The organism is Mesorhizobium sp. WSM4807 (assembly GCF_055811615.1).
Genome location: NZ_JBVVQY010000024.1, coordinates 51,238 through 76,453 on the forward strand (window position 1 = coordinate 51,238; position 25,216 = coordinate 76,453).

At 61.7% G+C, this 25,216-nt stretch carries 22 protein-coding genes and 1 pseudogene; 12 read left to right on the top strand and 11 right to left on the bottom strand.

Features of this window, described 5'->3' with window-relative positions; genetic code table 11:
- Window positions 1-148: 148 nt before the first annotated feature.
- Window positions 149-823, bottom strand: a complete 675-nt coding sequence (locus AC0L3N_RS25505; RefSeq protein ID WP_123145874.1) for a LuxR C-terminal-related transcriptional regulator — start codon at window positions 821-823, stop codon at window positions 149-151.
- A gap of 794 nt (window positions 824-1,617) precedes the next feature.
- Between AC0L3N_RS25505 and AC0L3N_RS25510 the strand changes: the two genes are divergently transcribed.
- The gene (locus AC0L3N_RS25510) at window positions 1,618-2,310 is read left to right on the top strand and encodes a N5-glutamine methyltransferase family protein (RefSeq protein WP_165848380.1); all 693 of its coding nucleotides are present in this window, start codon (window positions 1,618-1,620) and stop codon (window positions 2,308-2,310) included.
- A 176-nt stretch (window positions 2,311-2,486) separates the two neighbouring features.
- Here the strand turns inward: AC0L3N_RS25510 and AC0L3N_RS25515 are convergent, their stop codons facing one another.
- The 3 genes from AC0L3N_RS25515 to AC0L3N_RS25525 form a co-directional block, all read right to left on the bottom strand.
- Window positions 2,487-2,825, bottom strand: a complete 339-nt coding sequence (locus AC0L3N_RS25515) for an acyl carrier protein (protein WP_244602585.1) — start codon at window positions 2,823-2,825, stop codon at window positions 2,487-2,489.
- 181 nt (window positions 2,826-3,006) lie between these two features.
- A complete protein-coding gene (locus tag AC0L3N_RS25520) occupies window positions 3,007-3,282 on the bottom strand; it encodes a hypothetical protein (RefSeq protein WP_473550190.1) in 276 nt (91 codons plus the stop codon).
- 243 nt (window positions 3,283-3,525) lie between these two features.
- Window positions 3,526-4,383 (bottom strand): beta-keto acid cleavage family enzyme, encoded by an 858-nt coding sequence (locus tag AC0L3N_RS25525; protein ID WP_123145876.1) that lies wholly within the window; start codon window positions 4,381-4,383, stop codon window positions 3,526-3,528.
- Window positions 4,384-4,477: 94 nt separating this feature from the next.
- Between AC0L3N_RS25525 and AC0L3N_RS25530 the strand changes: the two genes are divergently transcribed.
- Window positions 4,478-5,800 carry an aspartate aminotransferase family protein gene (locus AC0L3N_RS25530; protein WP_473550191.1) on the top strand — a complete coding sequence of 441 codons (1,323 nt, stop codon included), beginning with the start codon at window positions 4,478-4,480 and terminating at the stop codon, window positions 5,798-5,800.
- A gap of 12 nt (window positions 5,801-5,812) precedes the next feature.
- Here AC0L3N_RS25530 and AC0L3N_RS25535 read toward each other — a convergent pair whose 3' ends face one another.
- On the bottom strand, window positions 5,813-6,685 hold the full coding sequence (locus tag AC0L3N_RS25535) for a MurR/RpiR family transcriptional regulator (RefSeq protein ID WP_473550193.1): 873 nt from the start codon (window positions 6,683-6,685) through the stop codon (window positions 5,813-5,815).
- Between the two features lie 117 nt (window positions 6,686-6,802).
- Here AC0L3N_RS25535 and AC0L3N_RS25540 point away from each other — a divergent pair, with 117 nt between their 5' ends.
- Together AC0L3N_RS25540 and AC0L3N_RS25545 are read left to right on the top strand one after the other, a co-directional pair.
- Window positions 6,803-7,786 (top strand): TAXI family TRAP transporter solute-binding subunit, encoded by a 984-nt coding sequence (locus AC0L3N_RS25540; protein WP_473550194.1) that lies wholly within the window; start codon window positions 6,803-6,805, stop codon window positions 7,784-7,786.
- A gap of 181 nt (window positions 7,787-7,967) precedes the next feature.
- Window positions 7,968-10,460, top strand: coding sequence for a TRAP transporter permease (locus tag AC0L3N_RS25545; protein WP_473550245.1), 2,493 nt, complete (start codon window positions 7,968-7,970; stop codon window positions 10,458-10,460).
- A 44-nt stretch (window positions 10,461-10,504) separates the two neighbouring features.
- Here AC0L3N_RS25545 and AC0L3N_RS25550 read toward each other — a convergent pair whose 3' ends face one another.
- The 5 genes from AC0L3N_RS25550 to AC0L3N_RS25570 form a co-directional block, all read right to left on the bottom strand.
- Window positions 10,505-11,554 carry an L-idonate 5-dehydrogenase gene (locus AC0L3N_RS25550; RefSeq protein WP_473550196.1) on the bottom strand — a complete coding sequence of 350 codons (1,050 nt, stop codon included), beginning with the start codon at window positions 11,552-11,554 and terminating at the stop codon, window positions 10,505-10,507.
- On the bottom strand, window positions 11,551-12,957 hold the full coding sequence (locus AC0L3N_RS25555) for a TRAP transporter large permease (protein WP_473550197.1): 1,407 nt from the start codon (window positions 12,955-12,957) through the stop codon (window positions 11,551-11,553). Before AC0L3N_RS25555 ends, AC0L3N_RS25550 begins: the two co-directional genes overlap by 4 nt.
- A gap of 3 nt (window positions 12,958-12,960) precedes the next feature.
- Entirely contained in the window at window positions 12,961-13,533 is a 573-nt protein-coding gene (locus AC0L3N_RS25560; protein ID WP_473550199.1) for a TRAP transporter small permease, read from the bottom strand.
- Window positions 13,534-13,611: 78 nt separating this feature from the next.
- Window positions 13,612-14,586 carry a sialic acid TRAP transporter substrate-binding protein SiaP gene (locus AC0L3N_RS25565; protein WP_473550200.1) on the bottom strand — a complete coding sequence of 325 codons (975 nt, stop codon included), beginning with the start codon at window positions 14,584-14,586 and terminating at the stop codon, window positions 13,612-13,614.
- Window positions 14,587-14,727: 141 nt separating this feature from the next.
- Entirely contained in the window at window positions 14,728-15,447 is a 720-nt protein-coding gene (locus AC0L3N_RS25570) for a FadR/GntR family transcriptional regulator (protein WP_473550202.1), read from the bottom strand.
- Window positions 15,448-15,666: 219 nt separating this feature from the next.
- Here AC0L3N_RS25570 and AC0L3N_RS25575 point away from each other — a divergent pair.
- A pseudogene (locus tag AC0L3N_RS25575) lies at window positions 15,667-15,774 on the top strand (copper oxidase); the annotation flags it as partial.
- A gap of 113 nt (window positions 15,775-15,887) precedes the next feature.
- Here the strand turns inward: AC0L3N_RS25575 and AC0L3N_RS25580 are convergent.
- On the bottom strand, window positions 15,888-16,550 hold the full coding sequence (locus AC0L3N_RS25580) for a hypothetical protein (RefSeq protein WP_236373921.1): 663 nt from the start codon (window positions 16,548-16,550) through the stop codon (window positions 15,888-15,890).
- A gap of 205 nt (window positions 16,551-16,755) precedes the next feature.
- Here AC0L3N_RS25580 and AC0L3N_RS25585 point away from each other — a divergent pair, with 205 nt between their 5' ends.
- The 7 genes from AC0L3N_RS25585 (at window position 16,756) to AC0L3N_RS25615 (ending at window position 25,166) form a co-directional block, all read left to right on the top strand.
- The gene (locus AC0L3N_RS25585; RefSeq protein WP_473550203.1) at window positions 16,756-17,922 is read left to right on the top strand and encodes an FAD-dependent monooxygenase; all 1,167 of its coding nucleotides are present in this window, start codon (window positions 16,756-16,758) and stop codon (window positions 17,920-17,922) included.
- A 148-nt stretch (window positions 17,923-18,070) separates the two neighbouring features.
- A complete protein-coding gene (locus AC0L3N_RS25590) occupies window positions 18,071-20,581 on the top strand; it encodes a heavy metal translocating P-type ATPase (protein ID WP_473550204.1) in 2,511 nt (836 codons plus the stop codon).
- A 9-nt stretch (window positions 20,582-20,590) separates the two neighbouring features.
- Window positions 20,591-20,989, top strand: coding sequence for a Cu(I)-responsive transcriptional regulator (gene cueR, locus AC0L3N_RS25595; RefSeq protein WP_473550206.1), 399 nt, complete (start codon window positions 20,591-20,593; stop codon window positions 20,987-20,989).
- Window positions 20,990-21,030: 41 nt separating this feature from the next.
- A complete protein-coding gene (locus AC0L3N_RS25600) occupies window positions 21,031-21,546 on the top strand; it encodes a cytochrome c (protein ID WP_473550246.1) in 516 nt (171 codons plus the stop codon).
- Window positions 21,547-21,612: 66 nt separating this feature from the next.
- A complete protein-coding gene (locus AC0L3N_RS25605) occupies window positions 21,613-24,171 on the top strand; it encodes a multicopper oxidase domain-containing protein (protein ID WP_473550207.1) in 2,559 nt (852 codons plus the stop codon).
- Between the two features lie 26 nt (window positions 24,172-24,197).
- Window positions 24,198-24,635, top strand: a complete 438-nt coding sequence (locus AC0L3N_RS25610; protein WP_473550209.1) for a YqaA family protein — start codon at window positions 24,198-24,200, stop codon at window positions 24,633-24,635.
- A gap of 162 nt (window positions 24,636-24,797) precedes the next feature.
- Window positions 24,798-25,166 (top strand): hypothetical protein, encoded by a 369-nt coding sequence (locus AC0L3N_RS25615; RefSeq protein ID WP_287173680.1) that lies wholly within the window; start codon window positions 24,798-24,800, stop codon window positions 25,164-25,166.
- Window positions 25,167-25,216 lie beyond the last annotated feature (50 nt).

Genomic DNA, 25,216 nt, shown 5'->3' on the forward strand with positions numbered 1-25,216 from the left:
ACCGGCCTCACGCGACGCGCTTTAGGTTGTTGTTTATGCATGTCGTTATCGCAAAACTGCTGCACACTTTTGCGCGACATGCATTAGAAGGCATAACGCGCAGGTTCAAAGCTTTAGAGCGTCCCTTGCGCGTCCAGGATGCGGCGCTCTAATTGACATCCCTCGTTAGCCAGGTCTTCAGCATAACGGCAGCCTCTGTTCGATTCCGTACCCCAAGCTCACGCAGAACCGCAGCGGCATGAATTTTCGTCGTCGCTTCGGCGATTTCCAGATCGCGCGCAATTTCCTTATTCGAGTACCCTTCCGCCATCAGCTTGAGGACCTCCTTTTGCCTCGAGGTTAGCCTGCCAAGATTGCCACTGGTGGTACGTCGGGGTGGGATATGCTCGGATGGAGTAGGTACGTGAGTTGCTTGCGCGGCACCCGGGCGCGACAGAAGTGCAGGCACGTAGATGCGGCCCGAGAGGATTTCGTTGACGGCCATAACGACCTCCTCGTCTCTTTGCGACTTTACGATGTAGCCGTGAAGTCCGATCGAGAGAGCCGTGAGTATCTCCGAGCGTGAATCGTTCCCGGAAACAATCGCAAATCGCGTATCCGGATAAGCCGACAGAATGCCGCTGAGCACTTCCTGATTGAACAATCCCGGCATGTTCAAGTCCAGGATCGCAAGATCAACGGACGCCTGTTCCGCCAACAGACTGAGTACGGCATCGAAACACGACGCCTCAAATATTTCCACACCTGGAATGCCTGCGGTCAGTGCCAATCGCAAGCCACGACGATACAAGCCGTGATCGTCGGCGATAACGATTCGATACATTGAACTACCCCAACCAAACCTAGACGGATGGAACGGTCATAGGCCTTAAAGTCGTGGCCAATCACTCGTCGATTCATCCAGTCAACGCCGCGGTGCCCCAACACCGCATGCGTCAGATTGTTAATATAATCCTAAATAACAGGTAAGGCTCCTCTTTTTTTTGACCCTGTGAACGAGAGCCGCTGACGTCGTCGCATGTGTCAAACGGCTTGCAAAACTGACCCCCGATCGGCGTCCAATTTTGACCCCCTTATGGCGATGGCCAGATGCGACTTCCCGGTTCCGGTGTGCCGCCGATCAGCCCGCGCATCGAGCCGAACACAACGGAACGTAGATCGAGCGAGCGCCCTTGCGTTGGCTTCATGGTCTGCGATCTTTCGTGCGAAATTGCGGCGCGAACTTGTTGGTCCTGTCGATGATCGCTAACCCTCTCGCCTTTGCGGGAAGCGGCTGCTTTCCGTTAGCTACCGAAACATCACGATTTGCTTACGTATATGTGCCTTTTGATTAAAATGTAGCAAAATCGTGACGCAGGACCGAGAATTCCGGGATTGGCTTTGCAAGGCTGGGATAGCGAGGCGGGAAAAGCTGATATCGCCAATCATGAGGCAATATTCCCAGTCATGCGACAGATGAGAGGCTTGTGATCACTCCTTCCGTTGCATCATGTCTTCAAGCCTATGGCGACGAGTGTTTTTCGATTGCCCATCGAGAATTTTAATGAATTTGAGATACACTTAATTGGTACGCAATTGTCGGACACCGGGACCGGCAAGTCAGGAAGGGGGTCTGTCGTGAGCGAAGAGATCAGTGTCGCCGAAGCCTACAGCAAAGGCCGCACCATCTTCATGGGGCTGGAGTTGCTCATCGCGCCCGGTGCGCTCGTTCCCCGGCCGGAGACGGAGTTGCTCGGCACGACCGCACTTGATGTTCTGAGTCAAATGAACCTGCCGGCGCCGCGCGTTATCGACATGTGCTGCGGGGCCGGCAATCTGGCCTGCGCCATCGCGCATTACGCCCCCACCGCGCTTGTCTGGGCGAGCGATCTCACCGATGGATGCGTCGAAGTCGCGCGCCGCAACGTCGCCCATCACGTCTTGGCGGATCGCGTGTCGGTGCTTCAGGGCGACTTGTTCAGTGCTTTCTCGGGCTTGAAGCTAGATGGCACGATGGACGTGATCATCTGCAACCCGCCTTACATTTCCGAAAAACGGCTCGAGGGCGACCGCGCGCATCTGACCGAACTCGAGCCGCGGGAAGCGTTTGCGGCCGGTCCCTACGGCCTGAGCATCCATATGCGGGTGATCAAGGACGCGCCACGTTACTTGCGGCGCGGAGGCATCCTGCTCTTTGAGGTAGGCCTGGGCCAGGACCGGCAGGTCATCAGTCTGCTGGAGCGTTCCAAGGCGTACGAAACTATCCGCGCGGTCACGAACGAAGCCGGCGAGGGCAGGGTGGTTATGGGACATACCACGCCGCAAGCGTGAGCATGCCGAGACTGCGGAAGGCTCTGTTGCGCTGTCGGCGGCGTAGAACAACGCTAATGCATGTCGCGCAAAAGTGTGCAGCGGATTTGCGATAACGACATGCATAAAACAACAACCTAAAGCGCGTCGCGTGAGGCCCGGTCAAACGCGACCCGCTTTAGGCAAGATGTCGGCAATCAGTTTTGCTTGCGGAGAATATATTGCGCAATTCCTTGGATGGAATCGAGGTTCTCGGGCAGGAGTTCGCTGTCTTCGACGGTGATGCCGAAGGTCTCCTCGATGAAGCCGATAACCTCGAGTACCCCTGCCGAGTCGACGATGCCTTGGTCGAGAAGGGACGTGTGGCTATCCAGAGCATCCGCGTCGGCTATATAGAAATTCGACGCCAGGAAAGCGCGGATCTGGTCCCTGCAGGTTTCGCCTCTATCCTTGGTGGACAACATTGAATTCTCCTGAGCGCGGCGGATCTGCTCGACCGCACCATCGCCGCCAGCCGAAATCTTTTCATCGATCATTCTGATGAAGCCGCGATCTTCGCCAAACGGCCGCGCTTGCTTCCCGTTGGCTGTCACATCGCGGCGCAGCCGATCGCGCCTGGCGTACCGCCAGCGCCGCCGCTATTGGCTTAATTCGTCGCGTTCGCGGTTCTGGGCGATATCACGCAGCGAGGGGGCAAAAAAATCAGTGGTTTTACGCTTACCCGGCCCTCTGATCAGCTTTTTGGCCCTTTTTTTGTTTATTCGGTGCTTTTGTAGGCCCGCTGGTGTCTGAGTCTTCGGCGGAGACAAAGCAGTATGCAAAGATATGTCCCCGGTTCTCGTCGGTTACGCGAATCCAACCCTTTTGCCACGTTCGGAGAGTTACACGTCGATCTGTCGACATGGCGGCGGCTCTGAAGGGGCTCGGCGCGTTGATGATACGCGCCGCGATCACATCATCGCCCTCCATTTGTTCGACGAGGTATGTCTGCATAGATGCCTCCCCAGGTCCGCTACAACTTTAACGTCGGTCAAAGCGTCCGGTTGCAGCGTAGCAAAGAGATTTTTGACAAATGTGACGAACCGACGAGGCCGCTGCTCGGCCGTTCCGAGAACGACGGAGATGGCCCAAGCTCTCATCCTGACGGAAGGCCGCTTACGGATCGCTTACATCTCGGGATCTTGCCGCCGCGCTACATGAGAAAAGGAAACCTGCGTCAAGGTGTACGGTCGAGGGTTAGCGGTGGATCGACCAAGCGGCGCGCAGGTCGTTGGCCTGGGCGGTCCTGCGGCCGCAAGCAGTCAGGGCGCCTTTGGTCGCCGTTACGAGCGCGGCATTGTCCTTGGCGGTTGTGCCGTCGGCCAGAGTAAAATTGTTCTCGAACCCGACGCGGGCATGGCCGCCCAGCAGCGCACCGGCCGTAACGCAAGCGGTTTCTTCCTGACCGAAGGCGCAGACCATCCAGTGCGCGAAGCGCGGGCGGTCATGCGCAAGGAAGGGAAGCAGGTCGGCCGGTCGCGAAACCTGTCCCGGCGTGTAGCGGCCGAGCACATAGAGCACCGGGATGTCGTCGAAGGGCACCAGCCCGCGCTGCTGCATGGCGGCTAGGGCCGAAGCCTCTTCGGGCGCGTAGAGAATCATCTGAGGGGCGATCCGCTCGCTCTTCAGCCACCACAGGAACTCCGCGAAAGCGGTCTCGTGGGCAGCGTCCGGCACCAGTTCGCGCAGCGCCAGCGAAACCGCCTCAGGGCGGGTAGCGCGAACAATCGCCATCTGCTCGGCCGGCTGGTATCGGCCGACCGCTTCGCTGGTGATCTGGATGATCAGCCGCTCGCCTACCGCGTCGCGTATCGCTTTCGTCGTCTCGCGATAAGCGTGCGCGTCGAGCAAATGGCCGCCGTCGCGATCACGGACATGCGTATGGATCATAGCGGCACCGGCCTCGAGGCAGGCGGCGGCGGTCCGGGCCAGTTCCTGGGGGCCGATCGGCAGGGCAAGGTGGTCTTGCTTGCCACGCCGCCCACCATTCGGCGCAACGGCGATCGCCGTCGGTGCGATAAGTCCGGGGCCGGTCACGTCCCTGTCGACGGTCATAGGTGCAGTCCAATCGTTTCAGTATTGCGCACTATGTAACATATGTTGCATGATAGGTTCGCTGTAAATCGCGCCATCGTCAATCGAGGGAAGCATGACACACATCCTGCATCGTCAGATCCATGCGACCCTGCCCGTCGCGGCCGGCGGCAAGGGTATCGAACTCTTCGACCGCGATGGCCGCGCCTATATCGACGCGTCAGGCGGCGCGGCGGTTTCCTGCCTCGGTCACGGCCATCCCGACGTGACGGCCGCGCTCCACGCGCAGGCCGACAAGCTCGCCTATGCCCACACCAGCTTCTTCACCAACGAGCCGGCCGAGACATTGGCCGACAAGCTCGTCGCTGGCGCGCCGCAAGGTATTAGCCACGCTTATTTCGTGTCCGGCGGCTCCGAAGCGGTGGAGGCGGCGCTCAAGATGGCACGGCAGTTTTTCGTCGAAACTGGCAAGCCCGAGCGGCGAAACGTCATCGCCCGCCGACAGAGCTATCACGGCAACACGCTCGGCGCTCTTGCTGCCGGGGGTAATGAGTGGCGCCGCGCCCAATTCCGCCCGTTGCTGATCGACACGCATCATATCGACCCATGCTATGCCTACCGCTTCCAGGAAGCCGGTGAGTGCGAGGAGGCCTACGGCCTGCGCGCCGCCCAGGCGCTCGAGGATAAAATTCTCGAACTCGGTCCGGTCACCGTCATGGCCTTCGTCGCGGAACCTGTCGTCGGCGCGACAGCAGGAGCAGTGCCTGCCGTTCCTGGCTATTTCGGGCGCATCCGGGAAATCTGTGACCGCTACGGTGTGCTCCTCATCCTCGACGAGGTGATGTGCGGCATGGGCCGCACCGGCACGCTGCACGCTTGCGAGCAGGACAGCGTCGCGCCCGACCTGATGACAATCGCCAAAGGCCTCGGCGGAGGCTACCAGCCTATTGGTGCGGTGCTGCTTTCACGCCGCATCTTCGACGCGTTCGCCAAAGGCTCCGGCTTTTTCCAGCACGGCCACACCTACATATGCCATCCGATGGCCTGCGCAGCAGCTCTTGCTGTCCAGGAGGTGATCGCTCGCGACGATCTGCTCGCCAATGTTCGGGCGATGGGCGCACACCTTTCGCGACAACTGGGCGAACGGTTCGGCAACCATCCCCATATCGGCGACATTCGCGGGCGTGGCCTTTTCATGGGTGTAGAGCTGGTCGAGGATCGCTCGACCAAAGCGCCCTTCGACCCGAAGCTGAAACTCAATACGAAGATCAAGCGCGAGGCGATGGCTCGTGGCCTACTCGTCTATCCCGCGGGTGGCACGATCGACGGAATACGTGGCGATCATGTGCTGCTTGCGCCGCCCTTCATCATAGACGCAACAGCAATCGACGCGGTTGTCGACCGGCTCGGCGACGCAATCGACGCCGCGCTGGCATAGCGCCAGTGCTCCTCATTCAGGCAGATAGGCCCCGAACGCCTGTAGCTCCAATTCCGTCTCCCTGACACGAGCCGCGGCTGCCGGCCCGCTGCGCGCAAGCATCGTTGCAGCCAGCGCTTCCACGATAGCCATAGCTGCGGCTACTGACGGGAAGAAAGACGGGCTGTCGGTAGAGAATCGCAATGTAACGCCAGCATGCCGCGCGATCGGAGCAGCCACGCTGTCGACGATCGCGACAATCGGAACGCTGTGTCGTTGCGCAGCCTCCATCACCGGCCCGAGTTCACGCGAATAGGGCGAAAAGCCGATCGCGACGACCGCTTCCCTCTTTCCGAGCGCTGCTAGTTCCGCCTCGATCGCACCGCCGTCGCCGCCGAGCAGCGTGACGTCGCGCCGAAACATCCGGCAGAGATAGACGAGCGCGTGGGCGGGCGCGCGGCAGCTTCGGAACCCGGCGACGCGTATGCGCTGTGCCTTCTCCAGTATTGCGCAAGCCTTTGCTATTTCTTCGCTGGCGTTGGCCGCTTCGGCCGCCGCCAGATTGGCAACCGTCGTCCTCAGCGATTCCGCGAAAATCGCCTCCGACCCGCGCTTGACAAGCGCATCGGCCCTTGCCGCGAAAGGCGCCTTGCCGGAGCGCAGCCGGTCCTCGAACGGCTTGCGCAGCGCCGCCCAATCACCGAAGCCCAGTCGCCGCGCCAATCGCACGAAGGTCGTCGGTGTCACCTCTGATCGCGCGGCCAGAACCCGCATGGAAACCAGCGCCACCTCGTCGGGATGATCGACCAGGAATCGCGCCGCCTTGCGCAGCTCTGAGCTCAATTCGGGGAGTTCGGTCAATATGCGCGCCAGAAGCGCGTCGAAACCCATCTCCCGCCCATTCATTGTAACAACCATTTCCCTTGATTGATAAAGCGCAACAATCGTAGCATGCATCGACGTGCCTTGACACTAAAACACCGGACGGCCGCGACGGCACGCAAAGTACCAAGGGAGAACCAGATGAAACATGCCCGGACTGCACGCCATGGAGCGCAGATCGCCGCCTTGTCGGCCGCGCTGCTGTTTTCGGCCAGCGCAATGGCGCAGCAGAATTTCGTTACCATCGGGACCGGTGGCGTCACCGGCGTCTATTATGCCGCCGGCGGTGCTATCTGCCGCCTGCTCAACAAGGATCGTAAGACACACGGCATCCGCTGTTCGGTCGAATCGACCGGCGGATCGGCGTTCAACGTGAACACGATCAAGGAAGGCGAACTCGACTTCGGCATGGCGCAGTCCGACGTCCAGTACAACGCCTACAAGGGGCTGGAATCATTCAAGGATGGTGGCGCTCATACCGACCTGCGCGCGGTTTTCTCGATCCATCCGGAGCCGTTCACGGTCCTGGCGCATCCGAATGCCGGCGTGACGAAATTCGAGGACTTCAAGGGCAAACGTTTCAACGTCGGCAATCCCGGTTCCGGGACACGCGCTTCCATGGAACGTCTGCTCGGTGCGATGGGCTGGACGTTGGCCGACTTTTCGCTCGCATCGGAGTTGAAGGCTGACGAGCACGGCCCGGCGCTCTGTGACGGCAAGATCGACGGGTTCTTCTACGGCGTCGGCCATCCCTCCGCGAACATCCAGGATCCGACGACCACCTGCGCCGCCAAGCTGGTGCCGTTGACTGGAGAAGTCGTGGACAAGCTCGTCGCCGAGAATCCTTACTACGCCAAGGCGATCATCCCAGGCGGCCTTTACGCAAACAATCCCGACGATACCGGGACTTTCGGCGTGCTCGCTACGCTGGTGACTTCGGCCAAGGTTCCCGATGAGAGCGTCTATCAATTGACCAGGGCTGTGTTCGAGAATTTCGACGAGTTCAAGTCGCTGCATCCGGCCTTCGCCAAGCTCGACCCGGCCAAGATGGTGTCGGAAGGGAATTCCGCGCCGCTGCATCCGGGCGCTGAAAAATACTTCAAGGAGAAGGGCTGGCTGAAGTAGGCTTCGTGACCTGACGACTGTCCGGCGGATCCAGCGGACCCGCCGGGGCCATCCGCAACAGGAGGCGTCATTGAGCGAAGTGAAAGAACAACCGGCCGGCGTCGATCTCGAAGAGCTCGAACAGCTCGTCGCGGAGGCTGATACGGGTGGCCGGCGTCCGAGCGGAACAGTCGCTCGAATCCTGCTCTGGGTTGCAGTTGCCTGGTCGCTTTTCCAGCTCTGGTACGCTTCGCCTTTGCCGTTCGTGTTCGGCTTCGGCATCCTCAATGATACGGAAGCGCGCGCCATCCATCTCGGCTTCGCGCTGTTTTTGACGTTCCTCGCCTATCCGGCGCTGAGATCCTCTCCCCGCGATCGTGTGCCGCTACTCGACTGGGTGCTGGCCGTGGTCGGCGGGTTTGCCGGCGCCTACCTCTTTCTCTTTTACGTCCAGCTTTCCGGACGGCCGGGCCAGCCGACCACGCTCGATCTCGTTACCGGCACCGTTGGCATCCTGTTGCTTCTCGAGGCGACGCGCCGCGCGCTCGGCCTTCCGATGGTGGTCGTGGCATCTGTCTTCATCTTCTACACCTTTGCCGGCCAGTACATGCCGGACGTGATTCAGCATCGCGGCGCATCGCTCAACAAGTTTCTCAACCATCAATGGCTGACCACCGAAGGCGTCTTCGGGATTGCACTTGGTGTGTCGACGAGCTTCGTCTTTCTCTTCGTCCTGTTCGGTACGCTTCTGGAAAAGGCAGGCGCCGGCAACTGGATGATGCAAATCTCCATCGCGCTGCTCGGCCATCTGCGTGGCGGCCCGGCGAAAGTCGCGGTGGTCTCATCGGCTCTCAACGGCGTCGTGTCAGGCTCGTCTGTCTCCAACGTGGTTTCAGGCGGCATCTTCACCATCCCGCTGATGAAGCGCACCGGCCTTTCCGGCGTCAAGGCGGGCGCCATCGAGGCCTCAGCCTCGATCAACGGCCAGATCATGCCGCCCGTCATGGGCGCGGCTGCGTTCCTGATGGTCGAATATGTCGGCATTCCTTATTCGGAGATCGTCAAGCACGCGCTGCTGCCGGCGGTCTTTTCCTATATCGCGCTGCTCTACATGGTTCATCTCGAAGCGATAAAGATGGGCCTGAAGACAATCCCGCAGCGTCCGACGCCGGCAAGAGAACGGATGCTGCGGATGGGGCTGGGACTGTCGGGCAGCGTTCTCGCCGTCTGTATCGTCTATTACGGCATCGTTGCTATCCAGGCTGTCTTCGGCGGGACCGCGCCGCCGGTGCTCGCAATCGCCGGCGTAGCTCTCTACGTCGCCTCGGTCTGGTATTCCTCCCGCTATCCGGATCTCGCACTCGACGATCCGAACGCGCCAATCCTCGAACTGCCGCGCGCCTGGGACGTCACTCGGACCGGGCTCGATTTCCTCATCCCGATCGCGGTGCTTCTGTGGTGCCTGATGGTCGAACAGATGTCGCCAGGCCTCTCGGCGTTCTGGGCGACCGTTTCAATCCTCGGTATTGTCGCCACCCGCAAGCCGCTGATGGCGGTATTCCGTAAAGAGGATCTCGCCGCCTCAGTGCGGGCTGCCTGGGACGATCTGATCGACGGGCTGGCGCTCGGCGCCCGCAACATGATCGGCATCGGTATCGCCACGGCTACCGCCGGCATTGTCGTCGGCACGATCACGCTGACCGGTCTCGGCCTGATGATGACGGAACTCGTCGAGTTCATCTCCGGCGGCAATGTCATCCTTATGCTGATCCTGATCGCCGCGATCAGCCTTGTGCTCGGCATGGGCATTCCGACCACCGCAAACTACATTCTGGTCGCCACGCTGATGGCGCCGGTCGTGGTCGATCTCGGCGCGCAGGCCGGACTGCCAATCCCGCTGATCGCGGTCCACCTGTTCGTCTTTTACTTCGGCATCATGGCCGACATCACCCCGCCCGTCGGGCTGGCGGCCTTCGCTGCAGCGGCGATTTCCAAGGAGGATCCGATCGCCACCGGTTTCCAGGGCGCGCTCTATTCGCTGCGCACGGCGATCCTGCCGTTCGTTTTCATCTTCAATCCGGCGATCCTGCTGATCGGAGTCGACACCTGGCCCCAGACGATCTGGGTGGCGACGGTGTCGCTGATCGCAATATTGCTGTTTTCGGCCGCGACAATGAACTGGTTCGTGACGAAAAGCCGACTTTGGGAAAGCGCGGCGCTGCTGCTCATCTGCTTCACGCTGTTTCGGCCGGATTGGTGGCTCAACCAGGTGTCGCCGCCTTACGAGGAACTGCCGGCCAGCGAATTCCTGTCGGCGGTGGCGCAGACGCCGGCCGATGGCCGCATCAATTTCGTCGTCGAGGGTGTCGACCTCATGGGCGAAGATGTTCGCAAGACGGTCAATGTGCCGCTCGGCGATCCCGGCGAGCCGCTGGAGCGGCTGCGCGGCATCGGCCTTACCATCACGCAAGCGGGCGACGCGCTGATGATCAGCAACGTCGATTTCGGATCCTACGCCAAGCGTATCGGGCTGGATGTTGGGTATGATGTGGTGGCGGTGCTCAGAAAGGCCGACCAGCCCTCGAGCCTCATTCCGATTGGCCTGGCGCTCGCTGCGACCGCCGGCGTCGCCGGGCTGCAGTTCGCGCGGGCGCGCAAGCAGGCCGACAGGAAGGAAACCGGGCCGGCGCGCTGAAACCGGAACGGTTGACACATCTGGGGAGGCGCCGGAAAAAAGCCTCAGTCGGCGGTCAGCACCACCTTGACGCTCTGCGATCGGTCGGCGGCCAGGGCAAACGCATCGCGGGCCGAGGAGAGGGGGCGTTCGGCGGTCACCAGCTTCAGGACATCGATATCCCCGCTGACGATGAGGTCGACCGCCTCGTTGAATTCTGCGCCGAAACGAAACGTGCCGTTCAGATTGATTTCCTTGGCCATCACCGCATTGGCGGCCACCGGGATCTGACCCCCCGGCAGATTGCCGACCTGAACGACCGTGCCGCCGCGCCGAACGCTGGCGATCGCCGCTGCGAGACCCGCTGCGGTGCCTGAAATCTCGAACGCGACATCGATCGCCTTGTCGGACGCGAGCGCCTTGAGCTCGTCGTCGCCGCCGAACAGGTTGATCGTCCTGTTTGCTCCAAGTTTGCTGGCGAAGGCGAGCGGCGCCGTGGCTATGTCGGCGACGGTGAACTCGCCACATCCCTTGAGCCTGGCGGCGAGCATGGTCAGGAGCCCGATGGGGCCGGCACCGATCAGGATGACGTTGCGGCCGGCAATGTCGCCGGCCCTCGCCACGGCATGCAGGCTGACGGCGAGCGGTTCGGCGAGCGCCGCCGCGTTGTAGGCGACAGCAGGCGGGACTTTGATGCATTGCGCCGGCGTGGCGTCGAACAGGCTGGCAAAACCGCCTTGCATGTGCGGCGTCTTCGACGCCGAACCCATGAAGTATATGTTTTCGCAGAGATTGGCGCGGCCCTCCGCGCATCGCGCGCATTGTCCGCACCAGCGCGACGGGTTGACTGCCACGCGATCGCCGACGGCAAGTCCTGGCGCGTCCGCGTTGATTTCGACGATCTCTCCGGCGACCTCATGGCCGAGCACGAGCGGCGATGTGACGACAAAATCGCCGGTCCGCGCATGGCGAAAATAGTGCAGGTCGGAACCGCAGATGCCGCCGGCGCCGAAGCGCACGCGCACCATTCCCGGCGCGAGGCGACCGAGCGGGTGCTCGACGACGCGCAGATCCTCGGGGCCGAACAGTGTCGCGGCGACCGCGCTGTCGATCATCGGATCAGTCCCATTTGCGTCGGCAGCCACAGCGAGATGGCGGGGACGAAGGTGATCAGGATCAGCGCGACGATCAATGGCACGAGCCAGGGCAGAATTGCCATGGTCGTACGCTCGACCGACAGCTTGGCGACCCGCGAGAGGACGAACAGCACCATGCCGAGAGGCGGATGGAGCAGACCGATCATCAGGTTAAGCGTCATGATCAGGCCGAAATGCACCGGGTCGATGCCGTAGAGGACCACGATCGGCAGGAGGATCGGCACAAGGATCGTGATAGCGGCGATCGTGTCGAGAAAACAACCGACTACCAGCATCAGGATGTTCACCAGGATCAGGAACACCCATTTGTTTTCGGTCAGCGATGTGATGAAGACCGAGAACAGCTGCGCCGCCTGGCTGACCGTGAGCAACCAGGCGAAGATCGACGCTGCGGTGACGATGAAGAGGACCGACGCGGTCGTCTCGATCGTGTCGAAACTGGCCTTGGCCAAGGCTGCGAGTGTCATCGTGCGATAGCGCACGAGCCCGAGAAACAACGACCAGATGACGGCGGCCATGGCCGCTTCGGTCGGGGTGAACCAGCCCATGGTCATGCCACCGATCAGGATGATCGGTGTCATCAGCGCCATGACGGCGGAGAAATCGAAATACCAGTCGCAGGCGATCAGGACGACGAGCGCGATGCCAACGGCAATATTCAGCGAGAGTCCCATCTGGACAAGGACATAGACCGCGAGCGGAAAGCAGCACACGACGGCAACCTCGACCGAGGCGGCGGCGAGCCGGTTCAATTTGAACGGCGTGTCCGACCCCCAGCCCCGGCGGTGGGCGAAGATCGCAACTGTCACCATCATCAGCGCCGTCATGACGACGCCGGGCAGGATGCCGGCCATGAACAGCGCGCCGATCGAGACGTTGGCCATCATGCCGTAGATGACGAAGGGCAGCGACGGCGGGAAGATCGGGCCGAGCGTCGAGGAGGCGGCGGTGACGCCGACCGCCGCCTCCACGGGATAACCATGGTCGCGCATGGCCTTGATCTCGATGGTGCCGATGCCGGCGGCGTCGGCGAGGGCTGCGCCCGACATGCCGGCGAAGACCACCGATCCGATGATGTTCACCTGCGCGAGGCCGCCCTTCATCCAGCCGACAAGCGCCAGCGCGAAGGAATAGATCCGCCCGGTGACACCGGCGATGTTCATCAGATTGCCGGCGAATATGAAGAACGGCACGGCAAGCAGCGGAAAGCTCTCGACACCGGCGATCATGCGCTGCGCGGCGATGATGTCGGGCGCCACGCCATAGAAGACGAGATAGAGCAGCGACGACACCGCCATCGACACAGCGACAGGCACGCCGACGAGCATCAGGACGAGAAAGGCTCCGATCAGAAGCAGCATGGCCTATTCCCCCAATCCGTCGAACGCGGCGGGGCGCTCGAGCGCCGAGTAGCCGCGGCGAATGTTGCCGATGAAGACCTGGATGGCGCGCAGCATCATCAGCACGAAACCGGCGAAGACGGCGTAGAAGACGACGTTGCGCGGCAGGTTGATGGTGACCATCCGCTCGCGGTGGACGATCCCGACATAGCGCCAGAGGAGCCAGGACATGTAGGCGAAGAAGCAAATGGTAATCACATTGACCGCGAGCGCCAGGTAGCGCCCCGCCCCAGCGGGAAGATAGTGATAGAGCACGTCGACGTGGATGTGGCGCGTTGTGCGTGTGCACATGACCGAGCCCAGGAAGACCACGACGACGAGGCAGTTGATGGCGATCTCCTCGGTCCAGGCATAACTGTTGTTCATGACGTAGCGCGTGAAGAACTGCAGGAACACGCAGAGCGACATGCCCCAGAACACGGCGAGCGTGACCCAGTCCTCCACCGCGTATCGCGACAGATCGACGGGTGCGGTTTCTTCCTCGAATGCATGCGCCAGTTCTTCTGCTGTAACCTGGGTGTGGACCTCTTGGGTCATCGGCAAGCTCCGGGCACTGTTGGACAGCGGGCTCAACAGACCCGGCGCGCTTGTCGCGCCGGGTCCGGATTGATGCGGTTACTTGACGGCGCGGATCGCCTCCCAGTCTTCCTTGCGGTAGCCGAACTCGTCGAACGTCACCTTCTCCATCACGTTCTTTTCGAAATCGGCGCGATCGACTTCGGTGACGGTGAGACCGCGCTCCTTGAAGGTTTCAACCAGGGCCTTCTCGCGATCGACGATGATCTTTGTCGCTCGCGCGGCGGCTTCCTGCATCACCTCGGTGAAGATCGCCTTGTCCTCGTCTGACAATTGCGACCAGCGCGATTGCGACACGATCGTGTTGAGATGATCGACGATGTGTCCGGTCAGGATAATGTGCTTTTGCACTTCGTAGAACTTCTTGGCGTCGATCGTCGTCAGCGGGTTTTCCTGCGCTTCCACCGTGCCCTGCTGCAAGGCGAGATAGACTTCGGCGAAGGCGATCGGCGCGGTGTTGGCGCCGCAGGCGCGCGGCATGGCGAGATAGGCCGGCACGTCAGGCACGCGGATCTTCAGGCCCTGCATGTCGGCGCATTTCTCGATGGGCCGGTTGGAGGTCGTGTGACGCGTGCCGTAGTAGGTGGTCGCGGTGATGTGATGGCCGGCCGCTTCTTCGTAGCCGCCGGTCAACTCCTTGTATTTGTCGCTCTTGGTGTAAGCGAGCAGGTGATCCGCGTCGCGGAAAGTGAACGGGAAGTAGGTCACGCCGATCGGCGGGAATTCACGGGCGGCGAAGCTCGATCCGGAGATGATGATGTCGACCGTGCCGAGCGTCAGCCCCTGGTTGATGTCGGCTTCCTTGCCGAGTTGCGAAGCTGGGAAGACATCGATCGTATAGCGGCCGTCGGTGCGCTTCTTGATCTCTTCTGCCGCCCACACCGACTCGGTGTGGAAGGGTTCGGACGTTTCGTAGACGTGGGCCCATTTCAGCGCGGTTTGTGCCGAGGCCGAAGCCATGGGCAGAGCGATTGCGGCGATCGTGCCGAGCAGAACTACGTATTTCCTCAACATCATATTCCTCCCTGTGAATGGATTGACGGTCCGACAGGATCCTCCCGGTCGGCTAACTAGACCTTTTTAGTTTAAGCATCGGTTTTTCCCAAAACCGGTTCCCACAGTCGGGCCCGAGGGCAGGCTTTTGGGTTCGATGCTCTATTCCGCGACCTCCCTGGCCGAGGATTTCTCACCGAAATTGCGTGAGAATCTCAGTTGCGACTGACGCAGATGTTTCTGCATAGCGGCCTTGGCCTGTTCGGGCTCGCGCGCCGCGATCGCGTCGCGCACCGCGCGATGCTCCTGCGCGGCGGCCCGCCAGGACTCCCTGTTCTCGAAATAGCTCGACAGGCGTTCGAAATATGGGTTCATGCGCTGGTCGAAGAGCTCGCCGATGCAGCGCACCAGCACGGCGTTTCCGAGAATGCCCGCCACCATCGTATGGAACTCGCGGTCGAGCGCGATCGTCGTCCTGGTCGGGTGAGGTATGTCCTCCATGCGGCGCAGCACGTCGTCCATATGTTCGATGTCGATCGGCCGAACCTGGAGGGCGGCTTCGGCGGCGATCGCCCCTTCGATGAACTCGCGTGCCCGCAACAGCTCGAACGGGCCTTCATCCATTTCTGCCGTCAAAATTTCGGCACGCGGCGGTTCGGTGACGTAGATGCCCGAGCCGACGCGAATGCGTATCCGCCCCTCGACCTCGAGCGCGATCAGCGCTTCACGGACGGTCGGGCGGGAGATGCCCAACTGGTCTGCCAGTTCACGCTCGGTCGGCAGCCGATCGCCGACTGCGAACTCGCCCGCATCGATCAGCTGCCTGAGCTGATCGGCGATCTGTCGGTAAAGTCGACGCGGTTCAACGGCCTGGATCGGCATTGTTACCCAGTTCTACTTCAACGGAATCATCTGGCTGATCCCGGATCGGTAAATTGGTCTGACCTATTGATCGAAACCTGCCGCGAAAAAGGCTGAGAGTCAAGCAGCAGAGAACGCCCATGGAACCCATTCTCCGTGACTTTCTTGGAAACGACGGATCGGCCATGGCTGGACGGCAACTCTTGAACTTCCAGCAGCTGGAAGGATTTGGCTTCCGCCGGCGGACAGCCGAATTATTTCACCATCAACGGCCGCGCCTATCCTTCGACGGACACGATCAGGATGAAAGTCGGCGAAACTCTGAAAGTGCGCTTCATCGACACCAATGTGCCACTTGTGGCAGCGGATCATGCTGCGGCGACTTCCGGCACCGTAGCATATCTCACCTGCGCAATGAGTATAGACTGAGAGGGGGCGCCAGGGCAGCTAGGGGAGCCGTGTCATCGAGCCAGTGGATAGGTCTGCGGCGACTTCCGATATGCCTCTTCACAACGCGGCGAACAAAACCATGGCCCTTCTGGGGCGGCCCGTCGATAGGATGCATACGGAGCATGCATCTTGCACACTGGATCGATCCAGGCCGGGTCAGGCGAGGGGGCAAGTTCGATCTCGTAAAGAGGGATTTCATCAGCTACCGACCGCAGCGCCACCTCTCCGAGATCCCGCACCAAGATGCCTTTGGCGGCAGCGGCGTCGGCAATGGGTTGAGTCGCAAGCAATTGACCGGGGGACGCAAGCGCAGCAATACGTGCCGCTATGTTGACGGTCGATCCAAACAGATCACCTGCCCTGCGGATGACCGGTCCATGGTTCAGCGCCGACCGGGTGAGCGGAAGGCGCGGTTCTTCCCGGCATGCCTGCAACAGCGTTCCAAGCGCCTGGATCGCTAACTCCGGCTCCGGAAACGAGAGCATCGCTTCATCCCCGATCCACTTGATCGGAGGCTCGTAGCCAGCAAGCGCCTCGCGGACCATGCTCTCGAAAATCTCGAGCACATCGATTGCCGCTGCATCTCCATAAACGTCCGCGATGGCGCTAAAGCCCGCAAGATCGATGAATGCCACCGTAGCCGAAGCGCCGACGGAACTCTGCGTCTGGCTCATATCCCTGTCCATGCGAAGTTATTTAACGCCTGTAACACGGTTTCGCGAATCTCGGACGCGATCGTCAGAGCTCCAGGGCGTCGGTACGCCACACCGCAGACCTCCCTTCGAGTGAAATTGGCGAAGGCGTTAGCCGCCTGTTTCCTCGGGAACACTTTGGTCCCGCAAAGTGTTTTGCCGCGTGGCAAAGAAAGGGAGCGTGAACATGCGCGCAGTCATCATTGGTGCAGGCATCGCCGGACTTGCAGTTGCCAAGGGCCTGCGGTTGCTCGGATGGGAGACCGAGATTTACGAGCAGGCGAGCGAACTGAAACCTCTGGGTGCGGGTCTCAGTCTCAGCGCCAATGCGCTTCGTGCCCTTCGTACGCTCGGGCTCTATGAAGCGGTTGTGGCCGAGGCGCAGCCAATACACAGGCTCGATCTTCTCGACAACGAGGGACAAGTTCTCCAATCCACGGATTTTCAGCGCTTCAGTCAGCAATATGGTCACCTCAGTATGGCCGTGCTGCATCGCGGCGATCTCCACAAGGCCCTTCTTTCGGAGTTACCGCGTTCTATCATCCGCACCGACATGGAATGCGTGGATGCTCGGCAGGTTGGCGACAACATCGCCCTGCGCTTTGCGAATGGGGAGATTGTGAAAAGCGAGATGGTGCTCGCTTGCGATGGCATTCACTCCGCGATTCGTAGAGCGCTGTTTCCGCAATCTCGTGAGCATTTCGCTCGCTACGCTTGCTGGCGAGCCATCGCGCCCGGTTTCCCGCAAGGTATGGACCCCGCGCGTCTTACCGAAAGCTGGGGAGCCGGAAAACGCATCGGCCTGGCGGCGATCCCCGGCGAAAGGATCTACTGGTTTGCTTGCTGTAGTGCCAATCACCGGGACGACCCCAAGCTGGCTCAGGCCGATCTTGCAGACGTGCAGGCGATGTTTTCCGGATTTCACGAGCCAGTCCCGGGGGTCCTCGATCGGACCCCGGCGGACTCGCTGATCTGGACGGACATTCTTGATCTCGATCCAATGCCCTCGTTCACGCGCGGAAGAGCGGTTTTGCTTGGCGACGCCGCGCATGCCGTGACGCCCGATCTGGGACAAGGCGCCGGACTTGCCATGGAAGACGCGGCCGTTCTTGCTGCGTTGTTAGGGCGACTTCCGGCCGACCGGGCCATCCGCGAGTATGACAAACGCCGTCTCGACAGGGCACATAGGGTCGCGGCTGAATCACGCCTCTATGCCAAAGTTGCGCAATGGAAGAACCCGCTTGTCGTCCCGCTACGCAACTTGCTGGTAAAGAGCATACCGGAGCGTTTCATGGACCGGCAGCTCGAGGCGGTTCTCGATATAGATTTCGAGCCTGTCAGGGCCGCCGCCTAGCGCCGGCGATTAAACCTGCGGCAGCCCACAGGGGGACGCGCTGGCCATATCGCGGCGGAAGTAAGCGATCATTTTGCAGAAAGCCACTTGACCTTCCAGTAACTGGAAACTGTAGGCGGTAGGGGAGTTGCCCATTTAGGAGTGCGCCATGACCGACCGTGACGATGACACCCACACCGACGTATCGCATGGCTCGTGCTGCTCCTCGCACGCGTCCGCTACCTCAATCGTCGTCATCCGCGATCCGGTCTGCGGTATGACTGTCGATCCGGCCGCCGGAAAGCCTTCGGCGACCTTCGGCGGCCACAACTATCATTTCTGTTCGGAAGGCTGCAGGACGAAATTCATGAAGGAGCCGGAAGCCTTTCTCAAGGCGACCGATCCAGTTTGCGGCATGACCGTCGAGCGCGCCACAGCGAAGCACTTCGCGCGCCACGAAGGCAAGGGTTTCTACTTCTGCTCGGCCGGCTGCAAGGGCAAGTTCGAGGCCGACCCCGGCAAATTTCTGAGCGGCCAGCCAGCGTCGGAGCCGATGCCGAAGGGCACGCAATACACCTGCCCCATGCATCCAGAAATCATCCGCGCCAAGCCGGGCTCCTGCCCGATCTGCGGCATGGCGCTGGAACCGATGGGCGTGCCGACTGGCGACGAGGGTCCTAATCCGGAACTCGTCGATTTTACCCGTCGACTCTGGGTAAGTGCTGTCCTGTCGATCCCGCTGCTTCTGATCACCATGGGACCGATGCTCGGCCTGCCGTTCCGCGACTGGCTCGGCGAGCAGCCGGCAGCCTGGATTGAGTTGGCGCTGGCGACGCCGGTGGTGCAATGGGCGGCCATCCCCTTCTTCCATCGCGGCTGGGATTCGATCATCAACCGCAGTCCGAACATGTGGACGCTGATCTCGATCGGGGTCGGCACGGCCTATGTCTACAGCGTCGTGGCGACGTTGTTCCCCAATCTCTTTCCGCACCAGTTCCGCGGCCATGGCGGCACGGTTCCGGTCTATTTCGAGGCGGCCGCGGTGATCGTCGCGCTGGTCTTTCTCGGCCAGGTGCTCGAACTGAAGGCAAGGGAGCGCACGGGCTCGGCGATCCGCGCGCTTCTTGACCTCGCGCCGAAGACCGCCAGGCGGATTGCGGCGGACGGTTCGGAGACGGATGTGCCGCTCGACGAGGTGAAGACCGGCGAGCGGCTGCGTGTGCGGCCCGGCGACAGTGTGCCGGTCGACGGCACCGTGCTCGAAGGCCGATCCTCGGTCGATGAATCGATGCTGAGCGGCGAACCCGTCCCCGTCGAGAAGACAAAAGGCGACCCGGTCACCGGCGGCACGCTGAACAAGAACGGAACGCTGATCATCCATGCCGAGAAGGTCGGCGCCGACACAATGCTGTCGCGCATCGTCGAAATGGTCGCCAAGGCGCAACGCTCGCGCGCGCCCATCCAGGGGCTTGCCGACCGCGTCTCCTATTACTTCGTGCCGACTGTGGTGCTGGTCGCCATTGTCGCCTTCATCGTCTGGGCCATTTATGGGCCGCAGCCCAGCACGGTCTTCGCCATCGTGTCGGCCGTCTCGGTGCTGATCATCGCCTGTCCCTGCGCACTCGGGCTGGCGACGCCGATGTCGATCATGACCGCCACGGGGCGCGGCGCGCAGGCCGGCGTGCTGATCAAGGAGGCGGAAGCGCTGGAACGCTTCTCCAAGGTCGACACGCTGATCGTCGACAAGACCGGAACTCTGACCGAGGGAAAGCCAAGGCTCACCGATGTCGTCGGGCTCGACGGCTTTCCCGAGGCCGAACTGCTCGGCCTTGCCGCCAGTCTGGAAAAGGGTTCGGAGCATCCGCTTGCCGAGGCGATCGTCGAGGGCGCGCGGGAGCGCGGCGCGGAAATCGGCGAGGCCGGCGACTTCGAGGCCGTCACCGGCAAGGGTGTCCAGGGGAGCGTCAAAGGCCGCACCGTCGCGCTCGGCAACGCGCTGCTTATGGACGATCTCGGCGTCGGCCTGGAGGCTGCGATGGCGCGCGCCGATGCGCTGCGGTCCGACGGCAAGACAGTGATGTTCGTTGCGGTCGACGGCAGGCTTGCCGGTTTCGTAGCCGTTGCCGATCCGATCAAGGCGACAACGTTGGAAGCGATCCGCGCGCTGCACCACAGCGGGCTCAGGATCATCATGGCGACGGGCGACAACCAGCGCACCGCGAAAGCGGTGGCGGCGAAGCTCGGCATCGACGAAGTCAGGGCCGATATGCTGCCCGAAAGCAAGAAAACGCTGATCGATGAATTACACGCCAGGGGCGCAAGCGTGGCGATGGCCGGCGACGGCGTAAACGACGCGCCCGCACTTGCCGCCGCCGATGTCGGCATTGCGATGGGAACAGGCGCCGACGTTGCGGTCGAGAGCGCCGGCATCACGCTGCTAAAGGGTGATCTCAACGGTATCGTTCGGGCGCGGACGTTGGCTCAGGCGACAATCCGCAACATCAAGCAGAATCTGTTTTTCGCCTTCGTCTACAACGCGCTCGGCGTGCCGGTAGCTGCGGGTATCCTCTACCCGGTCTTCGGCACGCTGCTGTCGCCGATGATCGCGGCAGCGGCAATGAGCCTTTCGTCGGTTTCCGTGATCGGCAACGCGCTACGACTTCGTTCCTTGAAGCTTTGAGGTTAGACCATGAACATAGGTACCGCTGCAGAACAGTCCGGCCTGCCGCCAAAGACCATCCGATACTACGAAGACATCGGTCTTCTCAGGCCCGACCGTGCCGACAACGGGTACAGGGATTATTCGACGGCCGACGTGCATCGCCTGCGCTTCCTGCAGCGGTCCCGAAGCCTTGGCTTCTCTGTGGAGGAATGCCGACAACTCCTTTCGCTCTACGGCGACAAGGAGCGCGAGAGCGCGGATGTGAAGGCCATAGCGGAAGCCAAGCTCGCTGAAATCGACCGGAAACTTGCGGAACTCGCCGGACTGCGGGACATGCTTCGGCATCTGGCCGATCATTGCAACGGCGATGACCGACCTGATTGCCCGATCATCGACGGGCTTGCTGGACACGGCACGGTTCAATGAGGCGCGTCCCCGTCATTGCAGCAGTCCTTGTTATCGCCGGGATCGCCGCCGGGGCGGCGCTCCCGAAGACAGCCGTCGCCCCAGTCGTCGCCGAGCGCCAAGCGTCGATGAAGTCGATGGCGAGCGCCGCCAAGACCATCTCCGAAATTTTTGCCGGCAAGGTGGCCTACGATGCCGCAGCCTTCAAGGCGGCAACCGAAACCATTCGCCGCCGGTCCGGAAGTGCCATGGTGGACGCATTTCCAGCGGACTCGCTTGGCGAACCCTCGGCCGCTAAGGCGGATATCGGTCAGTCCCAAGAAGAATTCGCCGCGCTCGCTCGCCATCTCGAAAGCCTGGCAGCGGCGCTGTCAGATGCGGCTGACGATGCGCCCGATGGCATTACGGAATCCATGCGGATGAAACCCCGAATGGCAATGGGCAGCAGCCTGCTCGGAAAACGGGCTGGCGGCGCGGCCGATTCCGATCCTTCGAAGATCCCAGCCGAACACGTATTCCATCTGATGCTGCAGAACTGCACGAACTGCCACGCCAAGTTCAGGGAGAAACGGCAGTAGGCAAGGCATCGACTTCACCCGATGCCGGACTAGGTGACATTGACGACAATCGACAGGAATCCTGCAATGTTCGTACAGCCCGTCGACTACTTCCTCGCAGTCTGGTTCGTTCTGGCGGGCCTGAGCACGGCCTATGTTGCGTGGGACCAGTTCCGCAACAACCCCGAACCCGTGGTGATGAAATGGGGGTTCATCCTCGTCACCCTCTACATGGGGCCGCTCGGGCTGTTGATCTACGTGCTGGCCGACAAGGAGCCGAGGCCGGGCGAGCACGAGGCGTTCACCAAGCCGCTCTGGAAGCAGGGCGTCGGCTCGACCATTCACTGCGTGGCCGGAGACGCCACAGGCATCATTCTCGCGGCAGCAATTACCGCCGCGCTCGGATTGCCGATGTGGATCGATCTCATCGTGGAATACATTGCCGGGTTCGCCTTCGGCCTGTTTATTTTCCAGTCGCTGTTCATGAAGTCGATGATGGGCGGCACCTATTGGGAGAACGTCCGCAAGAGCTTCATGCCTGAATTCATCAGTATGAACTTCATGATGGCGGGGATGGCGCCGGTGATGAGCTTCCTGATGATGGGCAGCGATATGCGGGCGATGGAGCCGACGGAGCTCCTGTTCTGGGGGGTCATGTCGTTCGGCGTGATCGTCGGGTTCATCACCGCCTATCCTTCGAACGTCTGGATGGTGGCTCGTGGCCTCAAGCACGGGCTGATGACCGAACGTGAGTCTGAGTCCGCCAAGGCAGACGATAGACGCGACCACGCGCACGCCCGCGAGGAGGCCAAGGCAGCAGGACACCGTCACGAGGAGAAAAAGCTTGAACCCGAAGCGACCGGAGATCGCTCAGGTCACGGCGCACGCCATCACGAACACGCCAACCCCGGGCATGACAGTTCAGGCGGCAATCCAGGCACGGGCCACAATGGATCATCCGGCCACGGATCGGCGCATGAAGGGCAGGGCATACCTGTCTTCGCGGCGATCGGCCGCCATCCGCTTCATCCAATGCTTGTGCCGCTTCCGATCGGACTATTCGTCGCGGCATTGCTCGCCGACCTCGGCTATTGGGTTACCGCTTCGCCGGTAGCGGCGAGCGCAGCCGCCTGGCTGGTCGCAACGGGCGTCGTAACAGGTGCCGTCGCTGCGGCCGCGGGTCTGGCCGACTTTTTCGGAAACGCCGAGATACGAGCGCTCTACCATGCGCGCTATCACCTCGCCGGAAACCTCGCAGTTCTGGCGATCGGGGCGGCCAGCCTGCTGTTGCGCGGGTGGGTGGGCGAAGCCGAAGCCGTTCTGCCTTGGGGCTTGCTTATGTCGGCTGGCGTCGTCGCACTCCTGGGGTACACGGGGTGGCACGGCGGCGAGATGGTCTTCGGTCATGGCGTTGGCATGCGACCGCATCAACACGGAGCGCGGCACGGGTCCAATCGGCAGAGGTCCGGATCCGGCCACGGCGCGCACGGCGGCGGGGGAGGCGGGTCGCGTGGTCCGCATGGCGGTCACGGCATGGAACCGGATGCAACTGTGCCGCAACTCGCGGCCTTCGGCGGCGTGTCCGTACTTGCGCTGGCGCTCGGCATGATCGCTCCGGCCAGTTGGGTGAACCTCACCCTCAGCGCGCGAGACGTAGGCGGCGCCATCATGCCGCCCGGCATGATCATGGACCGCGACACGCCGGCTGCAGCGATGCTGGACATGGCCGCCGTGCATCCTCGCCTGGTCACGGCCAGCCATGGCTTGGAGGCTCGCGGCGACCGGGAACTGGAAGCCAGGATGGAGAACGGGGTGAAGGTGTTCGACCTGGAAACCTCGGTCATCCGCTGGGCGATCCTGCCGGACGTGAAAGTCGACGCATATGCGATCAACGGTCAGGTTCCCGGCCCACGGCTGCATATCCGGCAAGGCGACCGGGTGCGCATCAACGTCACGAACCGCCTGCCGGAGAGCACGACCCTGCACTGGCACGGGTTGATCCTGCCGAACGAAATGGACGGCCCGGCCGAGATCACGCAGGAGCCGATCCCGCCCGGCGGCAGCTACCGATACGAATTCACGGCGGGCCAATCGGGAACCTACTTCTATCACTCGCATGATCATGTCGATCGCCAGCAGGCGCTCGGACTCTACGGTGCACTCATCATCGATCCCGCCAATCCCCAGGACGAGATTGCCGCAGACCACGACTATGTTATTCAGCTTCAGGAATGGCTGATGCGGGAGGGCCTGACTTTTCCGTCGATGCCGATGGACGGCGGGCAGCCGAATTATTTCACCATCAACGGCCGCGCCTATCCGTCGACGGACACGATCAGGATGAAGGTCGGCGAAACTCTGAAGGTGCGCTTCATCGGCACCAATAATGGGTTTATCCACCCGATGCACATCCACGGCGGTCCCTTCGAAGTTGTCGCCCGCGACGGCGAGACCATCCCGGCGTCGGCACGATTCCTTGCCGACACAGTCAACGTCGGACCAGGACAACGCTACGATGTCGTCTGGCGGGCACGTCGGCCCGGAAAATGGCTGATCCATTGCCATATCGGGCATCATACGACCAACAACAATGTCGAAGAGAAGGGCGGTGGCGGACTGATGGTCGTAATCGATGTGCAACCCTGAAGCCCGCTCCGCAAGGCGAAACGTAGATGGATATCCTTGCCATCTACGGCGGCCTGTTTGCTCTTGCCTTCGCTGCGGCGACCATCCTCCCGGCGCAGTCGGAGGCCGCCCTTGCAGGGCTCCTCGCCATGGATTCGTTCTCGCCCGCAATGCTGGTTCTTGTCGCCAGCCTGGGCAACGTCCTGGGTTCTGTGGTGAACTGGGGTCTTGGTCGAGGGATCGAACGCTTCCGGGACAGGCCCTGGTTTCCGCTGCGTCCCGCGACGCTCAACCGCGCCACGAACTGGTATCACCGCTATGGAAGATGGTCGCTCCTGTTAAGCTGGATGCCGATCGTCGGCGATCCCTTGACCGTGGTCGCTGGGGTTTTGCGCGAGCCGCTATGGAGCTTTGTCGCAATCGTCGCCCTCGCGAAGGTCTCGCGTTATCTGGTCGTCACCGGAGCGGTGCTGGGCCTGATGTAAAACCGAAATCGCGGACATCGCAGCAGGCGTTGCGTTCACTTTTGGTTGCAATGCAACAAAGCGGCTGCGGCGACCTTGACAAATCAGACGAACAATTGTCGGAAGGGTGCGATGAGGACTCTTGGTCGAACTACGATCCTAGGAAGCATACCGCTCCGAGCAATGCTGGCGGTCGTGTTCCTGGTCATGTCGGCTCTTCAGCCTGGTCTGTTCGCCGCAGCCAATGCCACGGGTTTTCATGCTGGGGCGGATCTTCAGGCCGGGGTGGATCTCCAGGCCGAGACACCCGCACACGATATGGGCCATCACGGCGCAACGGCGGACGACGCGGACACGTCAGAGCATCATCACGGCGACAAGCAATCCTCTGACAAGAGGTGTGAAGTCCATTGCGCGCCGGCAAATGCGGTGCCTGTCGACTGCCCTGACTTGGAGCATGTTGTCTCCCGCTGCTTTGCGCCCGTCGTTGCCGTCACTTTGCCGCTTGGCGAATACACAGCGCTCATAAGGCCACCCAAACATCTGAACTGACGCGCCCTTTCGGGGCGTTCGCGCGCAGCGTCGGGAATCCGTTCCCGCGC

Bases quoted from the DNA above. Each gene is read 5' to 3' on its own strand.
- AC0L3N_RS25515 (WP_244602585.1), bottom strand. From the start codon at position 2,825: ATGATCGATGAAAAGATTTCGGCTGGCGGCGATGGTGCGGTCGAGCAG.
- AC0L3N_RS25565 (WP_473550200.1), bottom strand. From the start codon at position 14,586: ATGTTGAGGAAATACGTAGTTCTGCTCGGCACGATCGCCGCAATCGCT.
- AC0L3N_RS25550 (WP_473550196.1), bottom strand. From the start codon at position 11,554: ATGATCGACAGCGCGGTCGCCGCGACACTGTTCGGCCCCGAGGATCTG.
- AC0L3N_RS25535 (WP_473550193.1), bottom strand. From the start codon at position 6,685: ATGAATGGGCGGGAGATGGGTTTCGACGCGCTTCTGGCGCGCATATTG.
- AC0L3N_RS25525 (WP_123145876.1), bottom strand. From the start codon at position 4,383: ATGACCGTCGACAGGGACGTGACCGGCCCCGGACTTATCGCACCGACG.
- AC0L3N_RS25585 (WP_473550203.1), top strand. From the start codon at position 16,756: ATGCGCGCAGTCATCATTGGTGCAGGCATCGCCGGACTTGCAGTTGCC.
- AC0L3N_RS25615 (WP_287173680.1), top strand. From the start codon at position 24,798: ATGCTGGCGGTCGTGTTCCTGGTCATGTCGGCTCTTCAGCCTGGTCTG.
- AC0L3N_RS25530 (WP_473550191.1), top strand. From the start codon at position 4,478: ATGACACACATCCTGCATCGTCAGATCCATGCGACCCTGCCCGTCGCG.
- AC0L3N_RS25580 (WP_236373921.1), bottom strand. From the start codon at position 16,550: ATGAGCCAGACGCAGAGTTCCGTCGGCGCTTCGGCTACGGTGGCATTC.
- AC0L3N_RS25610 (WP_473550209.1), top strand. From the start codon at position 24,198: ATGGATATCCTTGCCATCTACGGCGGCCTGTTTGCTCTTGCCTTCGCT.
- AC0L3N_RS25520 (WP_473550190.1), bottom strand. From the start codon at position 3,282: ATGCAGACATACCTCGTCGAACAAATGGAGGGCGATGATGTGATCGCG.
- AC0L3N_RS25505 (WP_123145874.1), bottom strand. From the start codon at position 823: ATGTATCGAATCGTTATCGCCGACGATCACGGCTTGTATCGTCGTGGC.
- AC0L3N_RS25560 (WP_473550199.1), bottom strand. From the start codon at position 13,533: ATGACCCAAGAGGTCCACACCCAGGTTACAGCAGAAGAACTGGCGCAT.
- cueR (WP_473550206.1), top strand. From the start codon at position 20,591: ATGAACATAGGTACCGCTGCAGAACAGTCCGGCCTGCCGCCAAAGACC.
- AC0L3N_RS25590 (WP_473550204.1), top strand. From the start codon at position 18,071: ATGACCGACCGTGACGATGACACCCACACCGACGTATCGCATGGCTCG.
- AC0L3N_RS25540 (WP_473550194.1), top strand. From the start codon at position 6,803: ATGAAACATGCCCGGACTGCACGCCATGGAGCGCAGATCGCCGCCTTG.
- AC0L3N_RS25570 (WP_473550202.1), bottom strand. From the start codon at position 15,447: ATGCCGATCCAGGCCGTTGAACCGCGTCGACTTTACCGACAGATCGCC.
- AC0L3N_RS25605 (WP_473550207.1), top strand. From the start codon at position 21,613: ATGTTCGTACAGCCCGTCGACTACTTCCTCGCAGTCTGGTTCGTTCTG.
- AC0L3N_RS25555 (WP_473550197.1), bottom strand. From the start codon at position 12,957: ATGCTGCTTCTGATCGGAGCCTTTCTCGTCCTGATGCTCGTCGGCGTG.